Source organism: Mesorhizobium loti, from assembly GCF_013170705.1.
Lineage (GTDB): Bacteria > Pseudomonadota > Alphaproteobacteria > Rhizobiales > Rhizobiaceae > Mesorhizobium > Mesorhizobium loti_D.
Genome location: NZ_CP033334.1, coordinates 3,200,786 through 3,223,573, shown reverse-complemented (window position 1 = coordinate 3,223,573; position 22,788 = coordinate 3,200,786). Strand labels below are relative to the sequence as shown.

Below are 22,788 nucleotides of genomic sequence, written 5' to 3'. Positions count from 1 at the left end.
ACGAGGCGATTGATGAGCAAACCCCAGACCGCACCAAGGATCACCATCGTCGGCAGCTTCGCTGTCGGCCTGACCATGCGGGCGCCGAAACTGCCGATCTTCGGCGAAACGATGCTTGGCACCGATTTCGACATGGGCGCCGGCGGCAAGGGCTCGAACCAGGCGGTGGCGACATCCAGGCTCGGCGCCGCCTCCTCGCTGGTCGCCATCATCGGCACCGACAAGCTGGCCGGCATCGCCACCGACCTCTATGCCGCCGAGGGCGTCGATGCGAGCTTTGTGACGACACGGACGGAACGCGCCACCGGCGTCGGCTTCATCATCCTCAACGACAAGGGCGAGAATTTCATCATCCTCGACATGGGCGCCAACGAGCTGATGGACGCGGCGGTCGTCGACACCGCCGAACAGCGCATTGCGCAGAGCGATGTGGTGATGACCGTGCTCGAAGTGCCGATACCGGCCGCCGCCCGCGCCATGGAGCTTGGCCGCAGGCACGGCGCCCGCACCATCCTCAATCCAGCGCCCGCGCGCCAGCTTCCCGACGCGATCTTCGCCAATGTCGATTATCTCACGCCCAACGAAAGCGAATTGCGCATCCTGCTTGGCCTGCCCGCCGACGATCCGCGCTCGTCACGCGAACTGGCCGGCGAACTGCGCCGCCGTGGCGTGCGCAACGTCGTGGTGACGCTTGGCCGCAGCGGCGCGCTCATCCTCACCGACGAACTCGACATCATGGTGCCGGCCGTGCCGGTCGAGGTGGTCGACACCACCGGCGCCGGCGACGCGTTCAACTCCGGCTTCGCCGTGGCGCTGGCCGAGGGCCGCGACATTGTCGACGCCGTGCGCTTCGGCGTCGTCTGCGGCGGCATAGCCTGCACAAGGCTCGGCGTCATCCCCGGCCTGCCCGAACGTGGTCAGGCCGACGCGCTGTTCGCCGAAGCCCTCAAGACGACATGGCCCCAGAAATAACACGGAAGGAAAAGAGATGAACCGGAACCGCCTGCTCAACGCCGAACTGTCGCATGCCATCGCCTCGATGGGCCACGGCGATCTGATGATCGTCTGCGACGCGGGCTTTCCGATCCCGTCGAGCGCCTGGCGCATCGACCTCGCCATCTCGCCCGACGTGCCGGACCTGGAAACGGTGCTCGGCCCGATCGCGGCGAACCTGATTGCCGAGCGCGTCGGCTATGCCGACACGCTGCCGGTGCACAACGCGCCGCTGCTGGCGAAGCTCAAGCGCCTGTTTCCCGACGCCGATTTCGAGACGACCACGCACGAGACCATCCTCGGCGAGATGGCCAGAAAGGCCAAGGTCATCGTGCGCACCGGCGCCTTCGACCCCTGGGGCAACATCCTCATCTATTCCGGCGTCGACGTGCCGGCCTGGTTCTCCAAGCCCGGCGTTGTCGCGCCCGACTACTACGCGAAGAAGCTGAAAGGCTGACATGCCCCGCATCTTCGACTTCGGCGGCCGCGAGGTCGAGCGCTCCGCAACCGTCGCCAGCCTGCGGGCGCTGAAGGGCAGCGGCCGGCACGTCGCGCAGGTGACGGCCGAGACGGCGGACGAGGCCGCGGCGGCGGAGGCCGCCGGCATCGAGATGGTCGTCTGCCGTGCCGCCAATGTGGCGCGCGTGCGTGAAGGCTCGCGCCGTGTCTTCGTCACCGCCGCCCTCGGCTTCGCCGACGCGGTGACATCGGACGAGATCCTGCGCACCGCTTTCAGCGCGATCACGACCGGCGCCGACGCCGTCATCACCGGACGCGGCCATGAGACCGTGCGCATGCTCGCCAACGAGCAGATCCCGGTGATGGGCCATCTCGGCTTCGTGCCGCGCAAATCGACCTGGGTCGGCGGCATCCGCGCCGTCGGCAAGACCGCCACCGAGGCGCTCGAATTGTGGGACCGCTTCCGCCGGCTGGAAGATGCCGGCGCCTTCGCCGTCGAATGCGAGATCATTCCAGCCGAGGTCATGGCCGAGATCAACCGCCGCACCGGGCTGGTCACGGTCTCGCTAGGGTCCGGTCCATCAGCCGATGTGGTGTTCCTGTTCACCTCGGACATATCAGGCGAAAGCGCCCGCCTGCCCCGCCACGCCCGCGCCTGGGGCAATCTGGCCGCCCTCCACAAGGCCGTCCGCGAAGCCCGCGTCGCGGCGCTGTCAGGCTTTCGCAAGGAGGTCGCCGCCGGCAGCTACCCGGCCGAGGCCGAGATCGCCGGCATTGCCGATGCCGAGCTGGAGGAATTTCGCACCCGTCTCGAGTCGGGCGAGATTAGCTAGGGATAAACAAGCGGATAGAGCCGTACCTTGAATCGTTCAGGGCCGGTTCTCGATCATCTGCCGCAAGCTGCGATAGGTCCGCTCCAGCCGCTCGAAACCGCCCTCGGCAAGCGTGATCGGCGCGGCATTGTCGGCTATCACCGCGAACAGCAGCGCGGCATCGGCCGGCACCACATTGGGCGCAAGCTCGCCGCGCCGATCCGCCGCCGACAGCGCCTCCGCGAAGAGCGCCGAGAGCTCGACGCCGAAATGGCCGAGCATCTGCCGGCCGCGGTCGCCCAGCAGATCTGCATCCTGGCGCAGCCGCGAGATCAGGCTCCAGCCGCGCCCTTCGGTGCCGGTCGGATTGAAATGGCTGAAACGCGCGCGGCTGTAGGCGATCATCGCCTCGACCTGATCCGAGAGGCTGGATCCTTGCGCCGACCAGACCGCGCGCAAGCCGCTCAGCGTCTCCTGCATGTAGTCGCCAAGCACCTCGTCGACCAGCGTCTGCTTATTGCCGAAATGATAGTGGATGTTGGCGCGCGTCGTGCCGAGCGCCGCCGAAATATCCCCGAAGCTGGTTCCGCGATAGCCATGGCGCACCAGAAGCTCCAGCGCCGTATCCTTGATCGCCTGTCTGGTGTCGGTCTCGTCCATGCCTTCCATCATAGCCAAATGCGTTGGCCTTGGACGCCGAAGCTTTGCGGCATCCCCAGCATTTGACGGAACACTGACTTGCAGGTAAGTAAGTAGAAAATCGGCGGGAGGATACGTGGTGCGGATGCAGACATTCAGCGATATCGAGGGATCGGCGCCGCAGGCCGTCCGCGCCGGTGATCTGGTCTTCATCGGCGGGCTGATGGCGACGGACGCCAGCGGCAATATCGTTGCAACCGGCATAACGGGTCAGGCGCGCGTTATTTTCGACCGGCTGGCGGCCCTTCTCGCCCAGGCCGGCGCCGGCATGGCCGATGTGGTCAAGCACAACATCTATTTCAGTTGCGAGGCCGATGCCGTCGGCGCCTTCCTCGACGAACTCGATGCCGTGCGCGCCGGCTGTTTCGCCGCCCCCGGCCCGACCACCACGGAAATCCGCTGCGGCCTCGACCGCGAGGGCGCGCTGCTGATGGTCGACGCCTGGGTGGTGGTCGGCGGCAAGCGCGAACAGCTCGACCCGCCGGGTCACTGGCGCTGGCGCAGGCAGTTGCCCTTCGTCCATGGCTGGAAGGTCGGCGACATGCTGTTTGTCGGCGGCCAGCGCTCGCTCGATGCCGAAGGCAATGTGCTTGGGCTCGGCGATATCGAGGTGCAGACCGACGAGGCCTTCCGCAATCTCGACACCATGCTGCGGTCGGGTGGCGGCGACCGCCACAGCCTGATGCGCCAGAACACCTATTTCCGCTTTTTCGGCGAGGGCCGCGAGGTCACCGACTACTGGGAGAAGATGACCAATGTGCGCCGCCGCTACATGTCGGTGCCTTCGGCGGCCGGTGCCGGACTGCGCATCCAGGGCATGGGCAATGCCGACGAACTGATCCAGGTCGAGGGCATCGGCATGCTCGGCGACGACAAGCAGCGCCTGCAGCCGGCCAACCATTGGGACTGGAGCATTCCCAACACCCAGTTCACGCAAGGTTGGAAGATCGGTGGGCTCGCCTTCATCGGCGGCCAGATCTCGGCCGACAACAAGGCGCAGGCCGTCGGCGACGACATGGAAACGCAGACCCGCAACGTCTTCGAGTTCATCCGCCGCACGCTGGCCGAAGGCGGGCTCGACGAAAGCGACGTCGCCAAGCTCTATATCTACTATCATGCCGAAGGCAGCTGGGCCGGGATCGAGGCGACGCGCGCGGTGATTGCCAGCGTGCAGCGCGAATTCTACCCCGAGCCTGGTCCGGCGGTGACCGCGATCCGCGTCGCCGGCTTTGCCTTCGAGAACCTGCTGATCGAGATCGAGGCGATGGCGGTGACGCGAGACTGATGTCGAAACACGATTTCACCGCCGCCGAATTCGCCGATCGGCTGGCGCGCGTGCGCGCCGCCATGGCCGCACGCGACCTCGACTGGCTGGTTGCCGTCCACCCCGCCTCCATCCATTGGCTGACCGGCAGCGACGCCAAGAGCTACCAGGAATTCCAATGCCTGCTGGTCGGCGCGCGTGACGAGCCGCTCGTCGTGCTGACACGCCAGGGCGAGGTGCATGAATTCGAGACGGACGCCCTTGCCGGCGAGGTACAAGGCTATGGCGGCGGCGAGAACGAGGATCCGGTCGCGGCCTTCGCCTGCATGGCGCGGCGCCACGGCGTGCTCGGCAGGCGCGTCGGCCTCGAAGTGCCGGCCTACTACCTCCACCCGCATCACTATCTCGGCCTTCGCGCCGTCATCGGCGATGCACTGCTCACCGAGGCGACCGAGCTGATCGCCGGCCTGAAGCTGGTGAAGTCGCCGGCCGAGATCGACTATATCAGGCGCGCGGCGGCCCTTGCCGACCTTGGCATGGAGCGTTTTGCCGGCGAGCTCGCGGCGGGCCTGTCGGAACTGGCGCTGGCCGGCGGCATCCACGAGACCTTGCTGCGCAATGGCAGCGGCATCGCCGCCAGCCCGATCAACCTCGTCTCCGGCCCGCGCTCCGCCTACAGCCACGGCGCGCCGACCGCGCGCCGGCTTGAACATGGCGATTTCGGCAACATCGAATTCGGCGCCACCTTCAACCGCTACACAGCCACCATCGGCCGCAATTTCGCGCTGGGCAAGCCGACGCCGCGCATGGCCGAACTGCACGACATCGTGCTGCGCGCCGGCGACGCCATGATCGCGGCCATTCGCGACGGCGTGCCGGCAACCGTGCCGCACCAGGCGGCTCGCGCCGTCATCGGCGAGGCCGGGCTCGAAGCCTGCCGCGTCCACACGTCCGGCTATGCGCTGGGGCCGGGCTTTCCGCCGAGCTGGGCCGAGCCGCTGCACATGATCGGCGACAGCCCGCATATTCTGAAGGCCGGCATGGTGGTCACCATCGAGCCGCCGGTCTATATCGGCGCCGAGGGCCTTGGCGCCCGCATCATCGACAATGTGCTTGTCACCGCGACCGGTGCGCAGGTGCTGTCGCGCACGCCGCGCGACATCATCGTCGCGGGCTGAGCCCCCTACCCTCCAAGCTCATGCGCGATCTCGGCGCAAGCGAGCTTCAGCCGCGCCAGCATGGCCTCGAAATTGGGCGCGGCGCTGCGCCGGCTGACCGCCGCCACCGTCACGCAGGCCACGGCGCGCCCGTCGCCGGCGATGATCGGGCAGACGACGTCGGTCACGCCGATGATGTCGCGGCTCTCATGGATGATGGCACCGCGCTCGCGCACCGCGTCGAGTTCGGCGGCGAGCGTCGTCGGATCCGGCGGCTCGCGCATCAGCATCAGGCATTCGGCGATCATCCGGTCACGCACGGGCTTGGGCTGGAACGCCATCAGCACCAGGCCGGAATGGGCATCCGCCAGCGGTCGGCGATAGCCGAGCTTGAGCGAGAAGTTCATGTCCGCCCCGCCCGATGCCGCCGCGATGATGACGGTTTCACCGCGATGCGCGACGACCAGGTGCGCCGCCTGGTGCACCTCCTCGGCGAAACGCTCGACGATGGGGGCCGCCGTGCTGACCAGGTCGCGGGCGCGCGCCGTCTGCATGCCGAGCCCGAACAGCTTGTTCGACAGCATCAGCCCCTCGCCGCCCTCATCGCGCTGGAGGTAGCCGCGCGCAAGCAGCACATGGACCATGCGGAAGATCTCGTTCTTCGATCGCCCCAGTTCCTCCGCGATCTGGCGCGTGCCCATGGGCTGGCCGGCATTGGCCAGCAATTCGAGGATATCCAGCCCCTTTTCAAGGGCCGGCGCGCTGTAATTGAGCTTGTCGTCCGTCATTTGTATCCGCTTCATAGATGACGCTTGACGTCACATATGAAGCGACGATAGCGTGGTGTCCAGCAAATCCGAGCGGAAAATAGCGATCTGCCTGGAGTTGCATAGGGGACGCTCTGCATCCATGAGCTATAATTTCAAATTTGATGTCCTGCTGCGCTATATCCCCGAGATCGTGCAAGGCGTGCTGCTGACCTTGCAGTTCTCGGTCGTCACCATGCTCTGCGGCCTTGCCATCGGCTTGATCGTCGCCATGGCCTCGATCAGCCCGCTGATGCCGCTGCGCGCCTGCGCCCGCGTTTATGTCGAGGCGCTGCGCAACACGCCGCTGCTGGTGCAGCTGTTCATCGTCTTCTTCGGCCTGCCTTCGATCGGCATCAAGCTTGGCGCCAACACCGCCGCGCTGATCGCGCTGTCGATCAACATGGGCGCCTATGGCGCGGAAATCCTGCGCGCCGGTTTCCAATCGGTGCGCCAGAGCCAGGTCGAGGCCGGCCGCTCGCTCGGCCTCACCGCCGGCCAGACCTTCCGCCATGTCGTGCTGTTCCAGGCGATCAAGACCATCTATCCGGCGCTGGCCAGCCAGTTCGTGCTGATCATGCTGACCACCAGCGTCGTCTCCTCCATCGGCGCCACTGAGCTGTTCCACCAGGCCGCCTTCATCGACTCGCGCACCTACCGCTCCTTCGAGACCTACACGCTGATCACCGTTTCCTATCTCGTGCTGACGCTGGGCTTCCGGGCCTTCTTCGCCGGCGTCTACTGGATGGTCTTCGTCAGGAGGCCGCGCCGATGATCCGCGAATTTGGCGGCACCGATATCGTCTACCTGATCGAGGCCGCGCGCTGGACGCTGCTACTGGCGCTCACCGCCACCGTGGGCGGCGGGCTGCTTGGCATCGTCGTCGCCGTCCTGCGCGTCATCCCGTTCAAGCCGCTCAACTGGCTGGCGATCGCCTGGATCAACCTGATCCAGGGCACGCCGCTGCTCGGCCAGCTCTTCGTCTTCTTCTTCGGCCTGCCGCTGGTCGGCCTCTCGGTCGACGCCTGGACGGCGGCGGCACTTTCCCTGTCGATCTACGCTTCGGCCTTCTTCGGCGAGATCTGGCGCGGCAGCCTGCAATCGGTGTCGCAGCGGCAATGGGAGGCGGGCGCCGCGCTCGGCCTCACCTACGCGCAGCGCCTCGGCCATGTCGTGCTGCCGCAGGCGATCCGCATCTCGGTCGCGCCGACCGTCGGCTTCCTCGTCCAGCTGGTGAAGAACACCTCGCTCACCGCGCTGATCGGCTTCGTCGAACTGACCCGCGCCAGCCAGATCATCAGCGGCGCGACGTTCGCCCCGCTGCCGGTCTACCTCACCGCCGCCGCCATCTATTTCGTCATCTGCTTTTCCCTCTCCCAGCTCGCCCGCATGCTGGAAAGGAGACTTCATGTCGCTCGTTGAGATCGCCGACATCCGCAAGCGCTTCGGCGCCGTCGAGGTGCTGAAGGGCATCTCGCTCAACGTGGAGAAAGGCGAGATCGTCGCCGTCATCGGCCGCTCGGGCTCGGGCAAGTCGACCATGCTTCGCTGCATCAACGGGCTGGAGAAGGTGCAGGCCGGCCGCATCGTCGTCGACGGCATCGACGTCACCGCGCCCAGGGCCGACCTCAACCTGCTGCGCCAGCGCGCCGGCATGGTGTTCCAGAGCTACAATCTGTTCCCGCACCTCAATGTCGAGCGCAATGTCACGCTGGCGCTGAAGCTGGTGCGCAAGCTCGACACGCCGGCCGCCCGCGAAGTCGCCCGCGCCGTGGTCGCCAAGGTCGGCCTCGCCGACAAGCTGCTTGCCTATCCCGACGAATTGTCCGGCGGCCAGCAGCAACGCGTCGCCATCGCGCGCTCGCTGGCCATGCAGCCGACCCTGATGCTGTTCGACGAGATCACCTCCGCGCTCGACCCCGAACTGGTCAGCGAAGTGCTGCGCGTGCTCGAAAGCGTCGCCAGCGAAGGCATGACCATGATGCTCGTCACCCATGAGATGAACTTTGCCAAGAACGTCGCCGATCGCGTGATCTTCATGCACGAGGGCCGCATCCACGAGGATGGGCCAGCGCGTGAGACCTTGCTCGAGCCTCGTACGGCCGAACTCAGGAGCTTCCTGAGCGCCGTCCTTCACTAAGAAAAGAAAGTCCAACCAGAAAAAGGGGAAGTTCCATGTTCAAGCATCTCACCAGGATCGTCACAGCCGTGCTCCTGGCCGGCGCCGTCTCGGCGATGCCGGCGCGAGCGGCCGACCTGCAGAAAATCCTGTCCGCCGGCACGGTGCGCATCGGCGTGCCGATCGACGTGCCGCCCTTCGGCTCGGTCGACGCCAAGAACGAGCCGGTCGGCCTCGATGTCGACATGGCCAGGAAGATCGCCGAGGCGCTGGGCGTCAGGCTCGAGCTGCAGCAGATCACCGGCGCCAACCGCGTGCCCTACCTGGTCACCGACCGCCTCGACATCGTCATCGCCGCCATGGGCGCGACGCCGGAACGCGCGCTGCAGATCGCCTTCACCTCGCCCTATGCGGCGCTCTCGATCGGCGTCTTCGGCCCCGACAGCATCACGGTGAAGAGCCCGGCCGAACTCAAGGACGAGACCATCGCGGTGGCGCGCGGCACGACGCAGGATCTCGAACTGACCAAGGCCGCGCCCAACGCCAAGATCGTGCGCTTCGACGACGACGCCACCGCCGCGGCCGCTTTCACCTCCGGTCAGGCGCAACTGCTGGCCACCGCCGATGTCGTGGCCAAGGATTTGATGGACAAGGACGCCAAGGTGCAGCTGAAGCCCAAATTCATCCTGCAATTCTCGCCCTGCTACATCGGCATCCAGCATGGCAGCCCGGAGCTGCTGCGCTGGCTCGACACCTACATCCATCTCGGCATGCTCGACGGCTCGCTTTCGGCGCTGTCGCAGAAGTGGATCGGCACCACGCTGCCGACCCTGCCGCCGATCTGACGTCTTCGGCGGCGGGGGCCTTCCCGCCCTCGCCGCCTCTCCCTCGCCACCTCCATCCCTAGAGTTTCAAAGAGAAACATGGCCCGCATGTCCACCGCCCGCACCACCATCGATTTCGACCGTTCCGGCAAGCAGATCGGCTTCGTCGACATTCCGCATTCGCCGCATGACGATGCCTGGGGCGCGACCCGCATTCCGCTCGCGGTGATCCGGAACGGCAACGGGCCGACCGTCATCCTGCAGGCCGGCAACCATGGCGACGAGTATGAGGGGCCGATCACGCTCGGCGAACTCATCCGCGATCTCGACCCTGGCATGGTCAGTGGCCGCATCATCTTCCTGCCGGCGATCAACCTGCCGGCCGTGCTGGCCGGCCGCCGTACCTCGCCCGTCGACGGGCTGAACCTCAACCGCACGTTCCCGGGCGATCCGACCGGCACCATCACCCAGCAGATCTCGGCCTATGTCAGCGACGTCGTCATGCCGCTTGGACATGCCTATGTGGATCTTCACTCCGGCGGTTCCTCGCTCAACATTCTGCCCAGCGCCATCATCGAGCCGGCGCCCGACGCCGCCCACCGCAAGCGCAACATGGAAGCGGTGCTCGCCTTCGACGCTCCGCTCACCGTCGTCATCGACAATCTCGGCGAGCCGCGCACCTCCACGGCCACATCGGTGCGGGCCGGGCTGACCACGGTCGGCACCGAGATGGCCGGCGCCGGCACGGTCTCGCTCGACGCGCTCGGCATCTGCCGCAAGGGCGTGCGCAATGTGCTGAGCCACCTCGGCGTGCTGCCGCCGACAGGTGGGCCGCCTGCCGCGAGGCCCGAAAACATCCTGCGCATTCCCGGCCATGACGGCTATGTGCTGGCCACCACCAATGGCGTGTTCGAACCGTTCCACGCGCTGGGCGCCGAGGTGCATGCCGGCGAGGACGCCGGCCGCATCCACAATCTGGCCGACCCCGGCCGCGCGCCCGAGACCGTGCGCTACCTGTCGGACGGCATCGTCTATGGCCGCCGCCAGCCCGGCCGTGTCGTTGTCGGCAATTGCTGCGTCACCGTCGCCACGCGCTATGAAGGAGAGCTGGCGTGATCGCGCTGGAAGACATCCGCACTGCCGCCGCGCGCATCGAAGGCAATGTCAGGCGCACGCCGATGATCGCCGCCGGCAACCTCAAGACGCCGCTGGCCGGCGGCGTCGACCTGACGCTGAAGCTCGAACTGCTGCAGGTCACCGGATCGTTCAAGGCGCGCGGCGCCACCAACAGGCTGCTCTCGCTCGACCCCGCCGCGCTTGCGCATGGCATCGTCACCGCGTCGGGTGGCAACCATGGCATAGCCACCGCCCGCGCGGGCTTCATGGCCGGTGTGCCGGCAACCATCTTCCTGCCGACCAACGCCTCGCCGGCCAAGATCGAGAAGCTGCGCGCCTGGGGCGCGGCCACCCGCATCGTCGGCTCGGCCTGGCACGAGTCCAACGAGGCCGCGCAAGCCTTCGTCCGCGAAACCGGCGCCGTCTATTTCCATCCCTTCGCCGACCCGGCGGTGGTCGCCGGGCAAGGCACGGTCGGCCTCGAAATCCTCGACCAGATGCCGGATGTCACCACGGTGCTTGTCGCCATGGGCGGCGGCGGTCTGGTCAGCGGCGTGGCGACAGCGATCAAGGCGCTGGCGCCGCATGTGCGCGTCGTCGGCATCGAGGCGACGGGCTCGCCGGTGCTGCTGCGCGCGCTCGAGGCCGGAAGCAATGTCGCGCTGGACAGAGTGACGACCTCGGTGGCGACCATGGCCTGCGCCAAAACCGACGACCGCATCTTCGACATCGTCCGCGACAAGGTCGACGAGATCGTGCTGGTCGACGACGACGAGATGCTGCGCGCCGCCAGAAGCCTGTGGTTCGAGATGGGCCTCGCCGCCGACCTCAGCGGCGCCGCCGCCATCGCGGCGCTTGCCGAGGACCGCGTGCGGATAAAGCAAGGCGAGCGCGTCTGCGCCATCGTCTGCGGCGCCGGCCCGGATGCTATTCTGGGATGATGGCGAGTGGCGATGCGAGAATGGACACGCTTCAGTCCTTCGCGCCCGCTCTGTCCTGCCGACTGCCAGTTGATCGGCCAAAACTACGACAGCACCGGCACCGGCGCCTCCAGCCCCTCCAGCAACGCGTCGCGAAACAGCGTGATCGGCCGGCTCAGCCGTCCGGCGGGTGGGCGATGCAGCATCCAGGCACGCACCCGCGGCCTGAAATCGGTGCAGTCGATGATCTCGACCTTGTCGCGCCACGGGCTGTCGGCGAAAGCGGCCGGGGTGACGAGGCCGATGCCATGGCCGCGCGCCACCAGTGACATGCGCAGGTCCGCGCTCATCGCCTCGACCCCGACCTGGAAAGGCAGCCGCGCCGCCTCCAGCGTGTGGCGGATGAAGGCGCGGAAGCCGCAGCCATTCTCGTTCATCACCCAGGGAAAGCGCGAAAGCATGGCGAGATCAACGGGCTTCGGCACGCCGAGACCAGGTGCGGCGACCAGCAGCACCGACTGCAGGCCGAGATCGTCGCAGACCAGTTCGTCCGGCGGCTTGACGCCGTCGGGAAGACAGACCGCGACCGCGTCGAGTTCGCTGCGCACCGCCTGCTCCACCAGGCGTGGCGACCAGCCGGACGTGATGCGCAAGGTGAGGTCCGGAAACGCCGCGCGCAGCCGGTCGAGCGGCAGCGCGAGGGCCGCATCCGACAGGTAGGGCATGATCCCCAGCCGGAACTCGCCGTTCAATTCGCCTTGCGGCGACACGCCGGCCTTCAGATCCTCCAGCGAACGCAGCACGCGCCTTCCATGCTCATAGGCCTGGCGCCCCGAGGCGGTCGGCTTCAGCGGCTTCGACTGGCGGTCGAGCAGTGCCGTCGCCAGCCCGTCCTCGAGGTTCTGGATGCGGCGCGTGACGCCCGGCTGGGTGAGGTTGAGCCTTGCCGAGGCGCCGACGATCGAGCCGGTCTCAACCACCGCGATAAAGGCTTCGAGATCATGGATATTCATGCGTATCTCGCATAATCATTATCGAATTGATTGAATTGTAGCATGATAATCCTTCGGCATAAAGTCCTCGCTCAATATGCAACTTCATTGAGGACCTTATGCTCGACACCAATGACGGCCAATTGTGCGAGCGGCTGCCCGCCGGCACCATCACCGGTCCGCAGACGCTGCTTTTTGCCGCCTCGACCGGCATCATCGTCACCAACCTGTTCGCGCCGCAGACGCTGGTCGGGCTGATCGGCCCGTCGCTCGGCGCCAGTGCCGCGAGCGTCGGTCTCGTCGCCATGGCCACGCTGCTCGGCTATGCCGCCGGCCTGTTCTTCCTGGTGCCGCTGGCCGATCTCGCCGAGAACCGCGCCTTGATCCTGCGCATGCTCCTGGCGGCCGCCCTTGCGGCCGGCATCGCCGCCTTCGCGCCCACGATCGCCTCGCTGCTGATCGTCCTGTTCGTCCTCGGCGCCGCCTGTTCGGCGATCCAGATCCTGGTGCCCATCGCCGCCTCGATGGCGCCGCCCGGCGCGGCAGGCCGCGTCATCGGCGATGTGATGAGCGGGTTGATGATAGGCATCCTGCTCGCGCGGCCGCTGGCCAGCCTTGTCGCCGGCGCCTGGGGCTGGCGAGCCTTCTACGGCCTCAGCGCCGCGGCACTCGTCCTGCTCGCCTGCGTGCTCGCCTTCACCTTGCCGCGCCGGCGCCCGGAGGCGAAGTCCTCCTACGGCGCGCTGATCGCCTCACTGTTCGACCTGCTGCGCGACGAGCCGATGCTGCGGCGCCGCGCACTGACGGCGGCCCTGGTGATGGCGGCGTTCAGCCTGTTCTGGACCGCGGTGGCCTTGCGCCTCGCGGAGCCGCCCTTCGCCCTTGGCCAGCGCGGCATCGCGCTGTTCGCATTGGTGGGCGCCGGCGGTGCCGTGGTCACGCCGCTGTTCGGCCGCGCCGGCGACCAAGGCTGGACGCGATCCGCAACCATTTTCTGCCATCTCGTGCTGATCGGCGCGATGGCGCTCGCCGCCTGGGCCGGCTCCTCCCAGTCCGGAGCGTCTTGGCAACCGCTTATGCTGATGGGCACCAGCGCCGTGCTGCTCGACATCGGCGTCACCGGCGACCAGACGCTCGGCCGCCGCGCCATCAACCTGTTGCAGCCCAGGGCGCGCGGGCGCCTGAACGGCCTGTTCGTCGGCATCTTCTTCCTTGGCGGCGCCGTCGGCTCCTTGCTGGCCGGCATGGCCTGGAGCTGGGGCGGATGGCCCTGTGTCTGTGCCATCGGCGCGACCTTCGGCCTTGCCGCCCTGCTGGTCGACTGGATCGGCGGGCCGCGGTGACGGCCAGCCGGCTCAGGGAAACACGTTCACCTTGCTGACCTTCACCTCGGCCGATCCGTGGTTGTGACGGTAGAAGAAGTCGAAGACCCAAGGCAGGCCGAACACGGCATCGTTGACATAGACATAGAGCTCACCCGATGCCTTGGGCTTGATCTCGGCGGTCAGCTTCATGTTCGCGCATTGGCCGGGGATCACCGGCTCGACGGCGTTGAGGACATACTCGTCATTGCCGAAGCGGCCGACGCGGGCGATGGGCTTGAAATAGGGCTCCGCCCACCAGCGTTTCATCAGCGTTCCCAGATAATGCGCGACACCGCCGCTGGCGACGCCGCGTGTATCGGCACACGCTTTGACCTTGTCCCCGTCGCCGTCGATCCATGGGTCCCCTGCGATGATGGAAATCTCCACCTCGTAGCGAACCCCTTGCTGTAGCCAGTTGCCGGTGTCGCCGCACATGTCGGCGGTGTGGAGGAGATAGGGTGTGCCCGTCAGCCTTTCGCCTTCCGGCGGGTCGCCAAGCCCGGGTTTGGCGCAGAAGGCGCCCATCGAATCGGCGACCTCGAATGTGGCCTTGTTGACGGCAAACAGGATGAGGCCGATCGACAGGATAAGGAATACCGCCGGCAGCACGAACTCCCTCAGCTTGTCGTAGACCCACTGGGCGAGCGGGTTCGTCCGCACGGCGCGGGCGAAGCGGAGCGAAACCGGGGTCGGCGCGACCCCGTGGCGCGGTCCCCTGCGGGTCAGCAGGAGATAGGTCGCGAACGAGCCGAGCGCGCCTGCGGCGAAGACCCAGCCGGTGTAGTAATTTCCGCCAAGCCACACGGCCAAGGCGCCGATGCCGAGGCTGACCGCTCCCAACAGCGACGTGCGGCGATGCGCATCATTCCTGCTCGATTGCAGCATTGTCGCGCTGCGCCCGGCGTTGACATTCCAGGCGGCCCGCGCACGGTCGTTGATACGCGTGCGCAACACGCCGTTGACCCAAAGGAGAATGCCAAGCAGCGCGGCCAGGATTGCGGCCGCCGGCGGATGATTGACCACCGCATCGATCCATGGCGCGGCAAAACCAGGCAGCAAGCCGCTGACCAGGCCAAAGATCGGCCCGATGAGGCCGGAGGCGGACTTTCCGAGCTCACCGCCGACATCGAGCGTGACGTAGCCGGCAAACAGCGGAAACGCCAGGAACAGCACCCCGATCGACAACAGCGCATAATACAGCCCACGGCGCCACCACACGGTGTCGCGCATCAGCTGCGCGCGTTCCAGGCGGCCCTTCGAATGATCGCGGCCGGCGGCGTTCTTTTCGCCGGGCGCCGGCGCCTCGCCATTGTCGTTCTCCTGAAGCTTGCCCAGCGCTTCGCGGAAGTTGTTTTCCATGTCGGCCAGATCGCGCCTGCGTCCGGCCGGGAGCGGCAATTTGTCGATCGGGGCGGCCTCGCTCATCGGCGTCAAGCGATTGTCCGGCAGGCCGGTAAAAGGTATCCGCGCGCCGAGCGGCGACAGCACGTCGATATGTTCGGGCAGCGCGATCGGCGCGTAGTCGTCGCATCCCTTGGCCATCCGGATTATGACGCTCGCATCGACCAGCGGCTTTACGCCATGATTGATGCGCTGGCCGTCACGCTGCATCAGATCCTGGGCGTCGCGCGGATGGTAGCGGTAAAAGACGCTGACGCCGGATCGCGAATCGTAGATGCGCCCGGCCTCGGACGCGTAGTCCCAATAGTCGGCGACCAGGTCCTTCTTGAATTGCAGCCCCTGCTCCGCGGCTTCGCCGATCATCCAGCACAGCGGTATGTGGGCAAGCCTGTCGTCCGGGTAGCCGCCGCCGACATTGGCATGGCAGCCGGCGAACCAGACCTGCAGCAGGCGCGGATCGGCCATTGCCGCCGCGCGCTCATTCCAGGGAATCGGAAAGAATGTGCGCCGCTCATCGTCGATGCTGAAGGCCTGCCGGGCACAATCGACGGCACCGAGAAGGTCCCTGTTGGCGAATGTCATTGGCCAGACCCATTTGTCCACCGCCTTGGTCAGCTCGTCGACCGGCAGGCCATAGGCGGAGACGGTGTCCCACACACCAATGAAGGCGACGCGGATCCTGGTGGCGGAACGGTCTTCGTCATTCCCGGGTTTGACCGCGCTGTAGGGGCGGCTCCCCGTGATCTCATTCCAAAGGTCGACCGCCCTGTCGCGCACGAAGCGGGCGAACACGACCCAGGGCAGCGAGGAACCGAAGGCCTGGGGGCGGTATGCCCGATAGGTGGCGAGCGCGTTGCGGTCGAGTTCCTCTTCCGACTTGAAGTTGACCAGCCCTTCGCGGGCGATCATCCCGACCAGCACGCGAATGGTGAAGGCGCCGCGGCTGAACCCGAAGGCGAAGATCCTGTCGCCCGGCTCATAGTTGAGGCAGAGAAACTTGTAGAGCGCCAGCACGCGGCGCTTGACGCCGAAGCCAAGCGCCAGGCCGATGATCTCGAACGGCTTGAACTGCGAGGTCCCGACGCCGTCGCTGAACACGGCGATCTGATCACCCCCGGTGAGGTCCAGCGCTTGGTAGAGGCGCCAGACATTGGTCTTGAACGCCTTGGCGGCGCTGTTGCCGGTGCCGTCGGCGAAGACGACGATGTTCCTGCCCATCTCCTGCCCCTCCAAGACGTTACACTGCTTTGCCACTCCTGTTCGATCGCCGGCGCTGCCGGCTTCAAGCCATCAATCGGCCGCGCCGCCGATACCCAGCCGCGCAACACGGATGCGCACGGCTCGCCCTTTATCCTGTCCTGCGAACGGCAATGGACATGCCGCGCCTGCGCGCCGGGTCTGGAATGAGGCAGCCAGGGCCAGAAGCCTCCTGGCGACCCACCTGATTTTCACTCGAACCCCAGTTCGTTGGCGTCACTATCCAACAAGCAGGGGCGGCGTGCAAGTTGAGGCAGTAAAATCGTCGCTTTGACTTCCGCGAGTGGAAAATCCACTGGAATAGAACCTGACTGTATCTTTCCGGACGGCCTCTCGGCACGAATTTCCGGATTCTCCCAAAGCAAACGGCGCTCCCCACCGCGGGGGAATGTCTTTCCGTCTTCAGAACCGCGTCGAGAAGCTTGCCTTGAAGGCGTTCTCCATGGCCCCGGGGGCGAACTGGCCGTCATGGGAACGGTCGCCGGCTCGCGATTGCCGTCACGGCGCTGTCGCCGGGACAGAATCGCTCCTTTATCGCGCCGATCGGCGATCTGGGCGCTGGCCGCGCACGCCCGGAACGATATTGCCGGCAAACTGTTTTAGTCCTTGCCGGAGGATGCCATGAACGACGCGTCGGCAAAGCCTGCTGGCCCCGCCCTTTCATCGACGGAGCGCGTGAACACGCTGTCGCATTTCCACCGTGCCGAGATCGCGCGCATGGCCGGATGGCGCGATCGTCTGGACAGGACGACGAACTGGGCGATCACCGTCGTGGCGGCCATGCTGTCGGTGTCGCTGTCGACGGCCAGCGCCCATCATGGCGTGCTGCTGTTTGCCATGCTCCTGATCCTGCTGCTGTTGTGGATCGAGGCGCGCCGTTACCGCTTCTTCGACTTCTACCGGGCACGCGTGCGCCAGTTCGAACGCCATTATTTCGCGCAGATATTCTCTCCGCAGCCCGACTTCGCCTCGGATTGGCTGCTCATTGTCGGTGAAGGTCTGCGTGCGCCGAAGTTCCTGCTGTCGCAGCGTGCCGCCCTGGCGCGCCGCCTGCGCCGGAATTACATCTACCTGCTCCTCATCCTGCTGCTGGCCTGGGTGCTGAAAATATCGACACCCAGCCTTCAGTCCGTCGGCGTCAGGACCGGTTTTGTCGGCTCGCTGCGCGAGGCGGTCGACAGCGCCGCCCTTGGTCCCATTCCAGGCGTCGCCATCGTCGCGATCGTGGCCGCGTTCTATGTGGGACTGCTCGCCATCGTCCTTTTCGCGGCGGGCGACGACGGCGAACTCTCCTTCGGCGATGTCCATGTCTGAGTTCGATGCCTGAGGCCACGCGGCTGCAACAGGCCACGCGGCTGCAACGCAAACACCGATCGCGCGTTGTGATGGCCAGTCCGCCGCGGCGCATCTCGAGGGAACCCATGAACCGTCAACCGGCTACAAGGTCACACGGCATCGTGGCCGCCCTTCTGCCCGCCCTTGTCGTGCTGGCGCCGGCAAGCCAGGCATTGGCCGCGCAACCGGCCGGACATGCCTCGGGCATGGGCGGCTCGGCCGAAGGCGTGTTCGTCGCCGAGATCGTTCTTCTCCTGCTGGTCGGCCGGGGCCTGGGCGAAATCTTCCAGCGCCATGGCCAGCCGGCGATCATGGGGCAGTTGATCGGCGGCATCCTGCTCGGGCCATCGCTGTTCGGCTGGATATGGCCCGACGCCCAGCACCATATCTTCTCCAACGACCCGGCGCAAAAGAGCATGATCGATGCCGTCTCCCAGCTCGGCATCCTTCTCCTTCTGCTGCTGACCGGCATGGAGACGGACCTGCGCCTGGTGCGCCGGGTGGGCGCAGCCTGCTTCTCGATCTCGATCACGGGCGTCGTCGTACCTTTCGCCTGCGGCTTCGCGCTGGCGCGGTTCCTGCCGGACTCGCTCTTGCCGGACCCAACGCAGCGCGTCGTCGCCGGCCTGTTCATCGGCACGGCGCTGTCGATCTCCTCGGTCAAGATCGTCGCCATGGTGGTGCGCGAGATGAACTTCATGCGCCGCAATCTAGGCCAGGTCATCATCTCCTCGGCCATTATCGAGGACACGATCGGCTGGCTGATCGTCGCCGTCACCTTCGGCATCGCCACCAATGGCAGCCTGCAGGTACTGCCGCTCTTCACCACGGTGGCCGAGGTGGCGCTGTTCATGGTGTTTTCCTTCACCATCGGCCGTCGCCTGGTATTCACGCTGATCCGCTGGAGCAATGACTCCTTCCGCAGCGAATACGCCGTCATCACGGTCATCCTGATCATCATGGGCGTGATGGCGCTGATCACCAACCTGATCGGCGTCCATACCGTGCTCGGCGCCTTCGTCGCCGGCATATTGGTCGGGGAATCGCCGATCCTGTCCGATCACATCGAGGGCCAGCTGCGCGGCCTCATCACGGCTCTGTTCATGCCCGTGTTCTTCGGCATGGCCGGCCTCTCGGCCGACCTCACCGTGCTTACCGACCCGACGCTTGCGTTGCTGACGCTTGCGCTGGTGGCGATCGCCAGCGTCGGCAAGTTCGGCGGCGCCTTCCTCGGCGGCCGGCTGGCCGGCATGTCGCTGAAGGAAGCCACCGCCGTCGGCAGCGCCATGAACGCGCGCGGCTCGACCGAGGTGATCATCGCAAGCATCGGCCTGTCGATGAACATCCTGTCCCACAATCTGTTCACAATGATCGTCACCATGGCCGTCATCACCACGCTCGCCATGCCGCCCATGTTGCGCTGGGCGCTCGGCCGCCTGCCCGTCGACGATGCCGAGAAGCAGCGCGTCGAGCGCGAACTGCTCGACGAGCGCGGCTTCGTCTCCAGGCTGGAGCGGCTGCTGCTGCTGGTCGACGACAGCCCGGCCGGCAAGTTCACAGCTTACCTCGCAGGCCTGGTCGGCGGCGGCAGCGGCATGCCGACCACACTGCTTCATCTCCAGGATGGCAAGCTCGCCCGGCAGGTCAGCGACCAAGGTCCGGAGCGCGCGTCCAGGGAAGTCAAGAAAGGTGCCGCCAGGAGTGCAAAGGCCGTCAGCAAGGCCGAGGACACGCCTGTCGACAAGGTTCATCTCACAGCCCGTACCGAGCTTGAAGCCAGCGCCGAGACAATCGCGGCGGAAGCGCGCAAGGGCTATGGGCTTCTGCTGGTTGGGCTGGAGAACACTGTGAGCGACGAAGGTACCTTCAGCGGCACGCTGAAGGACATCAGCAGTGGCTTCGACGGCCCGCTCTGCCTCGTGCTGAACGGCGCCAAGGCGAATGGAAAGATGCCCGTGCTGCGCGCCGGAACGACGATACTGGTCCCCGTCAACGGCACCGAGGTCGCGCGCCGCGCCGCCGATTTCGCGCTGGCGCTGGCGCGGCCGCACCAGGCCCGCGTCAAGGTGCTCTATGTCTCGCAAGCCAGGCAGGGCAACCGGCCCGGCTCGGTTTCGCACCGCCGGGAGGAAGCCGTGCTCAAGGACGTCGCCGATCTCGCGGACCGCTACGGCGTTGCCGTCGACACCGCGATCCGCACCCGGGCCACGGCGGACAGATCGATCGCCAGGGAAGTGGCCAAGGGGGCCGCCATTGTGGTGATGGGCGTCACCCAACGGCCGGGCGAGGAGCTATTCTTCGGCGACACGGCGACAGCGGTACTGGCCGCGGTCGCCTGCCCGGTCGTGCTTCTGGCCAGCGAACGCGTCAGGCGGGCTGACGCCAGCGCCGAACAGACGGCGGCCGAAATCGGCGCCTGATACCCTCGCCCGGTGTGCTGGAACCTATATGCCGAAGAACTGCCGCCCGATCATGTAGCCCAGCGCCGCCACGACGAGCGGGAACAGCGCCGGCGCGGCCTTGCTGATGAAGGACGCTTTCGTGTCCTTGGGCGGCATATAGCGTGCATTGCCGAGATTCTTGGTCATTGCGTACCCCGCGCGCCAAACCAATCAGTTTCGCGCATATCGTTATCCCGAAACCGTCACGAGGTTTCGGTGGACATGCATTAGAATGAACTTATTAACAGCATGGCCGAATTAACGGCTTGCAAAGAAATTAGATCAAATAGCCGGCTTTCCCTCCTCGATCCGACAACCCTGTCGAAGGAAAATCGACAGGCACCGGGAACCTAAGGGCCTGTCCCGGGGTTGTGGCGATCGGGGGAGGAAATGCCGGTTCACGTCTCGCCAGAATACTATCTGTCATGGCCACGGTCGCCCGTGCCGCGATGTCGCGCGGCCCGGGATAGAGCGAACGATCGACAGAATCCGGCACGTTAGCCAGCACAATCGACCCCTCGAACAACGCCGACCGATCCGGGACTTCATGCCGCAAACCAGCACAGCGACCGTAGGCAATCCTCACCTCGCTTTCCTGTCGGGCGGCGGAGAGCTTGGCCGCCTGATCGCCGCGTTCGACTGGGCCTCGACGTCGATCGGACCGATCGGGGGCTGGCCGCAGAGCCTGAAGACGGCGATCTCGCTGATCCTGCGCTCCAGGGTGCCGATCGTCATGCTGTGGGGCGAGGACGGCGTCATGATCTACAATGACGGCTATTCGGAGTTCGCCGGCGGCCGCCATCCGCAATTGCTCGGCTCGAAAGTGCGGGAAGGCTGGCCCGAGGTGGCCGACTTCAACGACAACATCATGAAGGTGTGTCTGGGCAAAGGCGGCACGCTTGCCTATCGCGAACAGGTGCTGACCCTGAACCGTACCGGCAAGCCCGAGCAGGTCTGGCTCGATCTCGACTACTCACCGGTGCTCGACGAAAGCGGCGAGCCGGCCGGCGTCATCGCCATCGTCATCGAGACGACCGCCAAGGTCGCCGCCGAGCGCTGGCGCGCCGGCGAGCGCGACCGCCAGCGCCAGATGTTCGAACAGGCGCCGGGCTTCATGGCCATGCTGTCCGGTCCGCAGCATGTCGTCGAACTGACCAATGCCGCCTACATGCAGCTCGTCGGCCACCGCGACATCATCGGCCTGCCGATCCGCCAAGCCTTGCCGGAGGTGGAGGGCCAGGGCTTTTTCGAGCTGCTCGACCAGGTCTTCACCAGCGGCGAGGCATTCATCGGCTACGCCTTGAAGGCGGAGTTGCAGCGCACGCCGGGCGCGGCGATCGAAGACCGCTTCATCGACCTTGTCTACCAGCCGGTGCGCAACCCCGCGGGCGAGGTGTTCGGCATCTTCGTGCAAGGTGTGGACGTCACCGACCGGCTGATTGCCGAACAGGCGCTCCGCCAGAGCGAGACGCAGTTCCGCACCTTCGCCGAGGCGATGCCCAACCACGTCTGGACAGCCACGCCGGAGGGGTTGCTCGACTGGTTCAACCCCCGTGTCTATGATTATTCCGGCGCCAGGCCGGGCGAGCTTGACGGTCATGGCTGGGCCGATATCCTGCACCCCGACGACATCGCCGCGGCCTCGGACAAGTGGCAACAGACGGTGGCCGCCGGCACATTCTACGAGACCGAGTTCCGGCTGCGCCGCCATGACGGCATCTATCGCTGGTTCATCGCGCGCGCCGTTCCGATCCGCGATACCGACGGCGCCATCCTGCGCTGGATCGGCACCAACACCGATATCGACGACCAGAAGCAGGCGGCCCAGGCCCTGCTGCAGAGCGAGCGCCGCCTGCAGCTGTCGCAGAACGCAGCCGGTATCGCGGCCCTCGAACTCGACATCGCCAGCGGAACCGTGGTCGGCTCCGAGGGCTTCTGGGGTCTCTGGGGGCTTTCGCCGCGCGACAGCGTGCACATCTCCGTGCTGGAAAACATCGTCATTCCCGCCGACAAGGACGTCCGCTCCAACCCGGAAACGCGCGAGAAGGGCACCGCTGTGCCCGCCGTGGAATACCGCATCAGGCGGCCCGACACCGGCGAGCTGCGCTGGCTGTCGCGCCATATCGATTTCGTCCACGACGAGACGGGCAAGCCGGTCAAGATGTTCGGCGTCATGCAGGATGTCACCGACCGGCGCGAGGCGCAGGCGCGGCAGGAGCTCCTGACCCACGAGCTCGAACATCGCATCAAGAACATCCTGGCAATGGTCGCGGCCATCGCCTCGCAGACGCTGCGCAACACCGACATCGCCACGGCAAGCGCCACCTTCAACGAACGGCTGCGCGCGCTGGCCAATGCCCATGACATCCTGAACAAGACCCGCTGGACCAGCGCCTCGATCCGCGAGGTGGTCGACAACACCGTCGCCACCTTCCCGCTCGAACAGATGTCGATCTCCGGCCCGGCGCTGCCGATCAATCCCAAGATGGCCCTGACGTTGGCGCTCGCCGTCAACGAGCTCGCCACCAACGCGCTGAAATATGGCGCGCTGTCGACACCGGACGGCAAGGTGGCGATCGAATGGTCGCTGCAGCCATCCCAAGACAAGCCGAGCGACATCAGGCTGATCTGGCGCTGGCGCGAGAGCGGCGGTCCGCCGGTGACGCCGCCCAGCCGGCGCGGCTTCGGCCGTTTCCTGATCGAGCGGGTCTTCGGCACCGATTTCGGCGGAACCGTGCGGATCGACTACCACCCCGACGGCGTCGAATGTGTGTTGAACGCACCGGCACCCCAGTTGCCGACAGCACCGTACTGACTACATAGGGCATG

20 protein-coding genes are annotated in these 22,788 nt (G+C 66.3%); 15 read left to right on the top strand and 5 right to left on the bottom strand.

The genetic code is table 11. From position 1 onward, the window contains the following. The first annotated feature begins 12 nt into the window (after positions 1 to 12). From EB815_RS15565 to EB815_RS15555, 3 genes are read left to right on the top strand one after another with little or no spacing between them, the layout of a single operon-like run. Positions 13 to 972, top strand: coding sequence for a ribokinase (locus tag EB815_RS15565; protein WP_065005268.1), 960 nt, complete (start codon positions 13 to 15; stop codon positions 970 to 972). Positions 973 to 988: 16 nt separating this feature from the next. Next, positions 989 to 1,450, top strand: a complete 462-nt coding sequence (gene rbsD, locus EB815_RS15560; protein ID WP_065005267.1) for a D-ribose pyranase — start codon at positions 989 to 991, stop codon at positions 1,448 to 1,450. 1 nt (position 1,451) lies between these two features. Continuing rightward, a complete protein-coding gene (locus EB815_RS15555) occupies positions 1,452 to 2,285 on the top strand; it encodes a 3-methyl-2-oxobutanoate hydroxymethyltransferase (protein ID WP_065005266.1) in 834 nt (277 codons plus the stop codon). A 36-nt stretch (positions 2,286 to 2,321) separates the two neighbouring features. On the opposite strand, the gene EB815_RS15550 is transcribed toward EB815_RS15555, so the two are convergent. Further along, the gene (locus EB815_RS15550; protein WP_171883294.1) at positions 2,322 to 2,924 is read right to left on the bottom strand and encodes a TetR/AcrR family transcriptional regulator; all 603 of its coding nucleotides are present in this window, start codon (positions 2,922 to 2,924) and stop codon (positions 2,322 to 2,324) included. A 124-nt stretch (positions 2,925 to 3,048) separates the two neighbouring features. On the opposite strand from EB815_RS15550, the gene EB815_RS15545 reads away from it, so the two are divergent. Further along, positions 3,049 to 4,248 carry a RidA family protein gene (locus EB815_RS15545; RefSeq protein ID WP_065005264.1) on the top strand — a complete coding sequence of 400 codons (1,200 nt, stop codon included), beginning with the start codon at positions 3,049 to 3,051 and terminating at the stop codon, positions 4,246 to 4,248. Next, a complete protein-coding gene (locus EB815_RS15540; protein WP_065005263.1) occupies positions 4,248 to 5,405 on the top strand; it encodes a M24 family metallopeptidase in 1,158 nt (385 codons plus the stop codon). The genes EB815_RS15545 and EB815_RS15540 overlap by 1 nt, the downstream gene beginning before the upstream one ends. 5 nt (positions 5,406 to 5,410) lie before the next feature. On the opposite strand, the gene EB815_RS15535 is transcribed toward EB815_RS15540, so the two are convergent. Next, on the bottom strand, positions 5,411 to 6,172 hold the full coding sequence (locus tag EB815_RS15535; RefSeq protein WP_065005262.1) for an IclR family transcriptional regulator: 762 nt from the start codon (positions 6,170 to 6,172) through the stop codon (positions 5,411 to 5,413). Positions 6,173 to 6,293: 121 nt separating this feature from the next. Between EB815_RS15535 and EB815_RS15530 the strand changes: the two genes are divergently transcribed. The 6 genes from EB815_RS15530 (at position 6,294) to EB815_RS15505 (ending at position 11,190) form a co-directional block, all read left to right on the top strand. Next, the gene (locus EB815_RS15530) at positions 6,294 to 6,965 is read left to right on the top strand and encodes an amino acid ABC transporter permease (protein WP_056570901.1); all 672 of its coding nucleotides are present in this window, start codon (positions 6,294 to 6,296) and stop codon (positions 6,963 to 6,965) included. Beyond that, entirely contained in the window at positions 6,962 to 7,612 is a 651-nt protein-coding gene (locus EB815_RS15525; protein WP_065005261.1) for an amino acid ABC transporter permease, read from the top strand. Before EB815_RS15530 ends, EB815_RS15525 begins: the two co-directional genes overlap by 4 nt. Continuing rightward, the gene (locus EB815_RS15520; protein ID WP_065005260.1) at positions 7,599 to 8,330 is read left to right on the top strand and encodes an amino acid ABC transporter ATP-binding protein; all 732 of its coding nucleotides are present in this window, start codon (positions 7,599 to 7,601) and stop codon (positions 8,328 to 8,330) included. The genes EB815_RS15525 and EB815_RS15520 overlap by 14 nt, the downstream gene beginning before the upstream one ends. Positions 8,331 to 8,365: 35 nt before the next feature. Then, entirely contained in the window at positions 8,366 to 9,154 is a 789-nt protein-coding gene (locus tag EB815_RS15515; protein ID WP_065005259.1) for a transporter substrate-binding domain-containing protein, read from the top strand. A 78-nt stretch (positions 9,155 to 9,232) separates the two neighbouring features. After that, entirely contained in the window at positions 9,233 to 10,249 is a 1,017-nt protein-coding gene (locus EB815_RS15510; RefSeq protein WP_065005258.1) for a succinylglutamate desuccinylase/aspartoacylase family protein, read from the top strand. After that, positions 10,246 to 11,190, top strand: coding sequence for a threonine ammonia-lyase (locus EB815_RS15505; protein ID WP_065005257.1), 945 nt, complete (start codon positions 10,246 to 10,248; stop codon positions 11,188 to 11,190). Before EB815_RS15510 ends, EB815_RS15505 begins: the two co-directional genes overlap by 4 nt. An 83-nt stretch (positions 11,191 to 11,273) precedes the next feature. Here EB815_RS15505 and EB815_RS15500 read toward each other — a convergent pair whose 3' ends face one another. Further along, positions 11,274 to 12,182, bottom strand: a complete 909-nt coding sequence (locus EB815_RS15500; protein WP_065005256.1) for a LysR family transcriptional regulator — start codon at positions 12,180 to 12,182, stop codon at positions 11,274 to 11,276. Between the two features lie 98 nt (positions 12,183 to 12,280). Between EB815_RS15500 and EB815_RS15495 the strand changes: the two genes are divergently transcribed. Then, the gene (locus EB815_RS15495; protein ID WP_065005255.1) at positions 12,281 to 13,504 is read left to right on the top strand and encodes an MFS transporter; all 1,224 of its coding nucleotides are present in this window, start codon (positions 12,281 to 12,283) and stop codon (positions 13,502 to 13,504) included. A 12-nt stretch (positions 13,505 to 13,516) separates the two neighbouring features. Here EB815_RS15495 and EB815_RS15490 read toward each other — a convergent pair whose 3' ends face one another. After that, positions 13,517 to 16,144, bottom strand: a complete 2,628-nt coding sequence (locus EB815_RS15490; protein WP_065005366.1) for a DUF2235 domain-containing protein — start codon at positions 16,142 to 16,144, stop codon at positions 13,517 to 13,519. Between the two features lie 660 nt (positions 16,145 to 16,804). On the opposite strand from EB815_RS15490, the gene EB815_RS15485 reads away from it, so the two are divergent. Both EB815_RS15485 and EB815_RS15480 read left to right on the top strand, forming a co-directional pair. After that, positions 16,805 to 17,497 carry a DUF2270 domain-containing protein gene (locus tag EB815_RS15485; RefSeq protein ID WP_065005365.1) on the top strand — a complete coding sequence of 231 codons (693 nt, stop codon included), beginning with the start codon at positions 16,805 to 16,807 and terminating at the stop codon, positions 17,495 to 17,497. Between the two features lie 107 nt (positions 17,498 to 17,604). After that, positions 17,605 to 19,938, top strand: coding sequence for a cation:proton antiporter (locus EB815_RS15480; protein WP_413814131.1), 2,334 nt, complete (start codon positions 17,605 to 17,607; stop codon positions 19,936 to 19,938). Positions 19,939 to 19,962: 24 nt separating this feature from the next. On the opposite strand, the gene EB815_RS15475 is transcribed toward EB815_RS15480, so the two are convergent. Continuing rightward, positions 19,963 to 20,106, bottom strand: coding sequence for a hypothetical protein (locus EB815_RS15475; protein WP_081294848.1), 144 nt, complete (start codon positions 20,104 to 20,106; stop codon positions 19,963 to 19,965). 400 nt (positions 20,107 to 20,506) lie between these two features. Here EB815_RS15475 and EB815_RS15470 point away from each other — a divergent pair, with 400 nt between their 5' ends. After that, the gene (locus tag EB815_RS15470) at positions 20,507 to 22,774 is read left to right on the top strand and encodes a PAS domain S-box protein (RefSeq protein ID WP_056570881.1); all 2,268 of its coding nucleotides are present in this window, start codon (positions 20,507 to 20,509) and stop codon (positions 22,772 to 22,774) included. Positions 22,775 to 22,788: the final 14 nt, after the last annotated feature.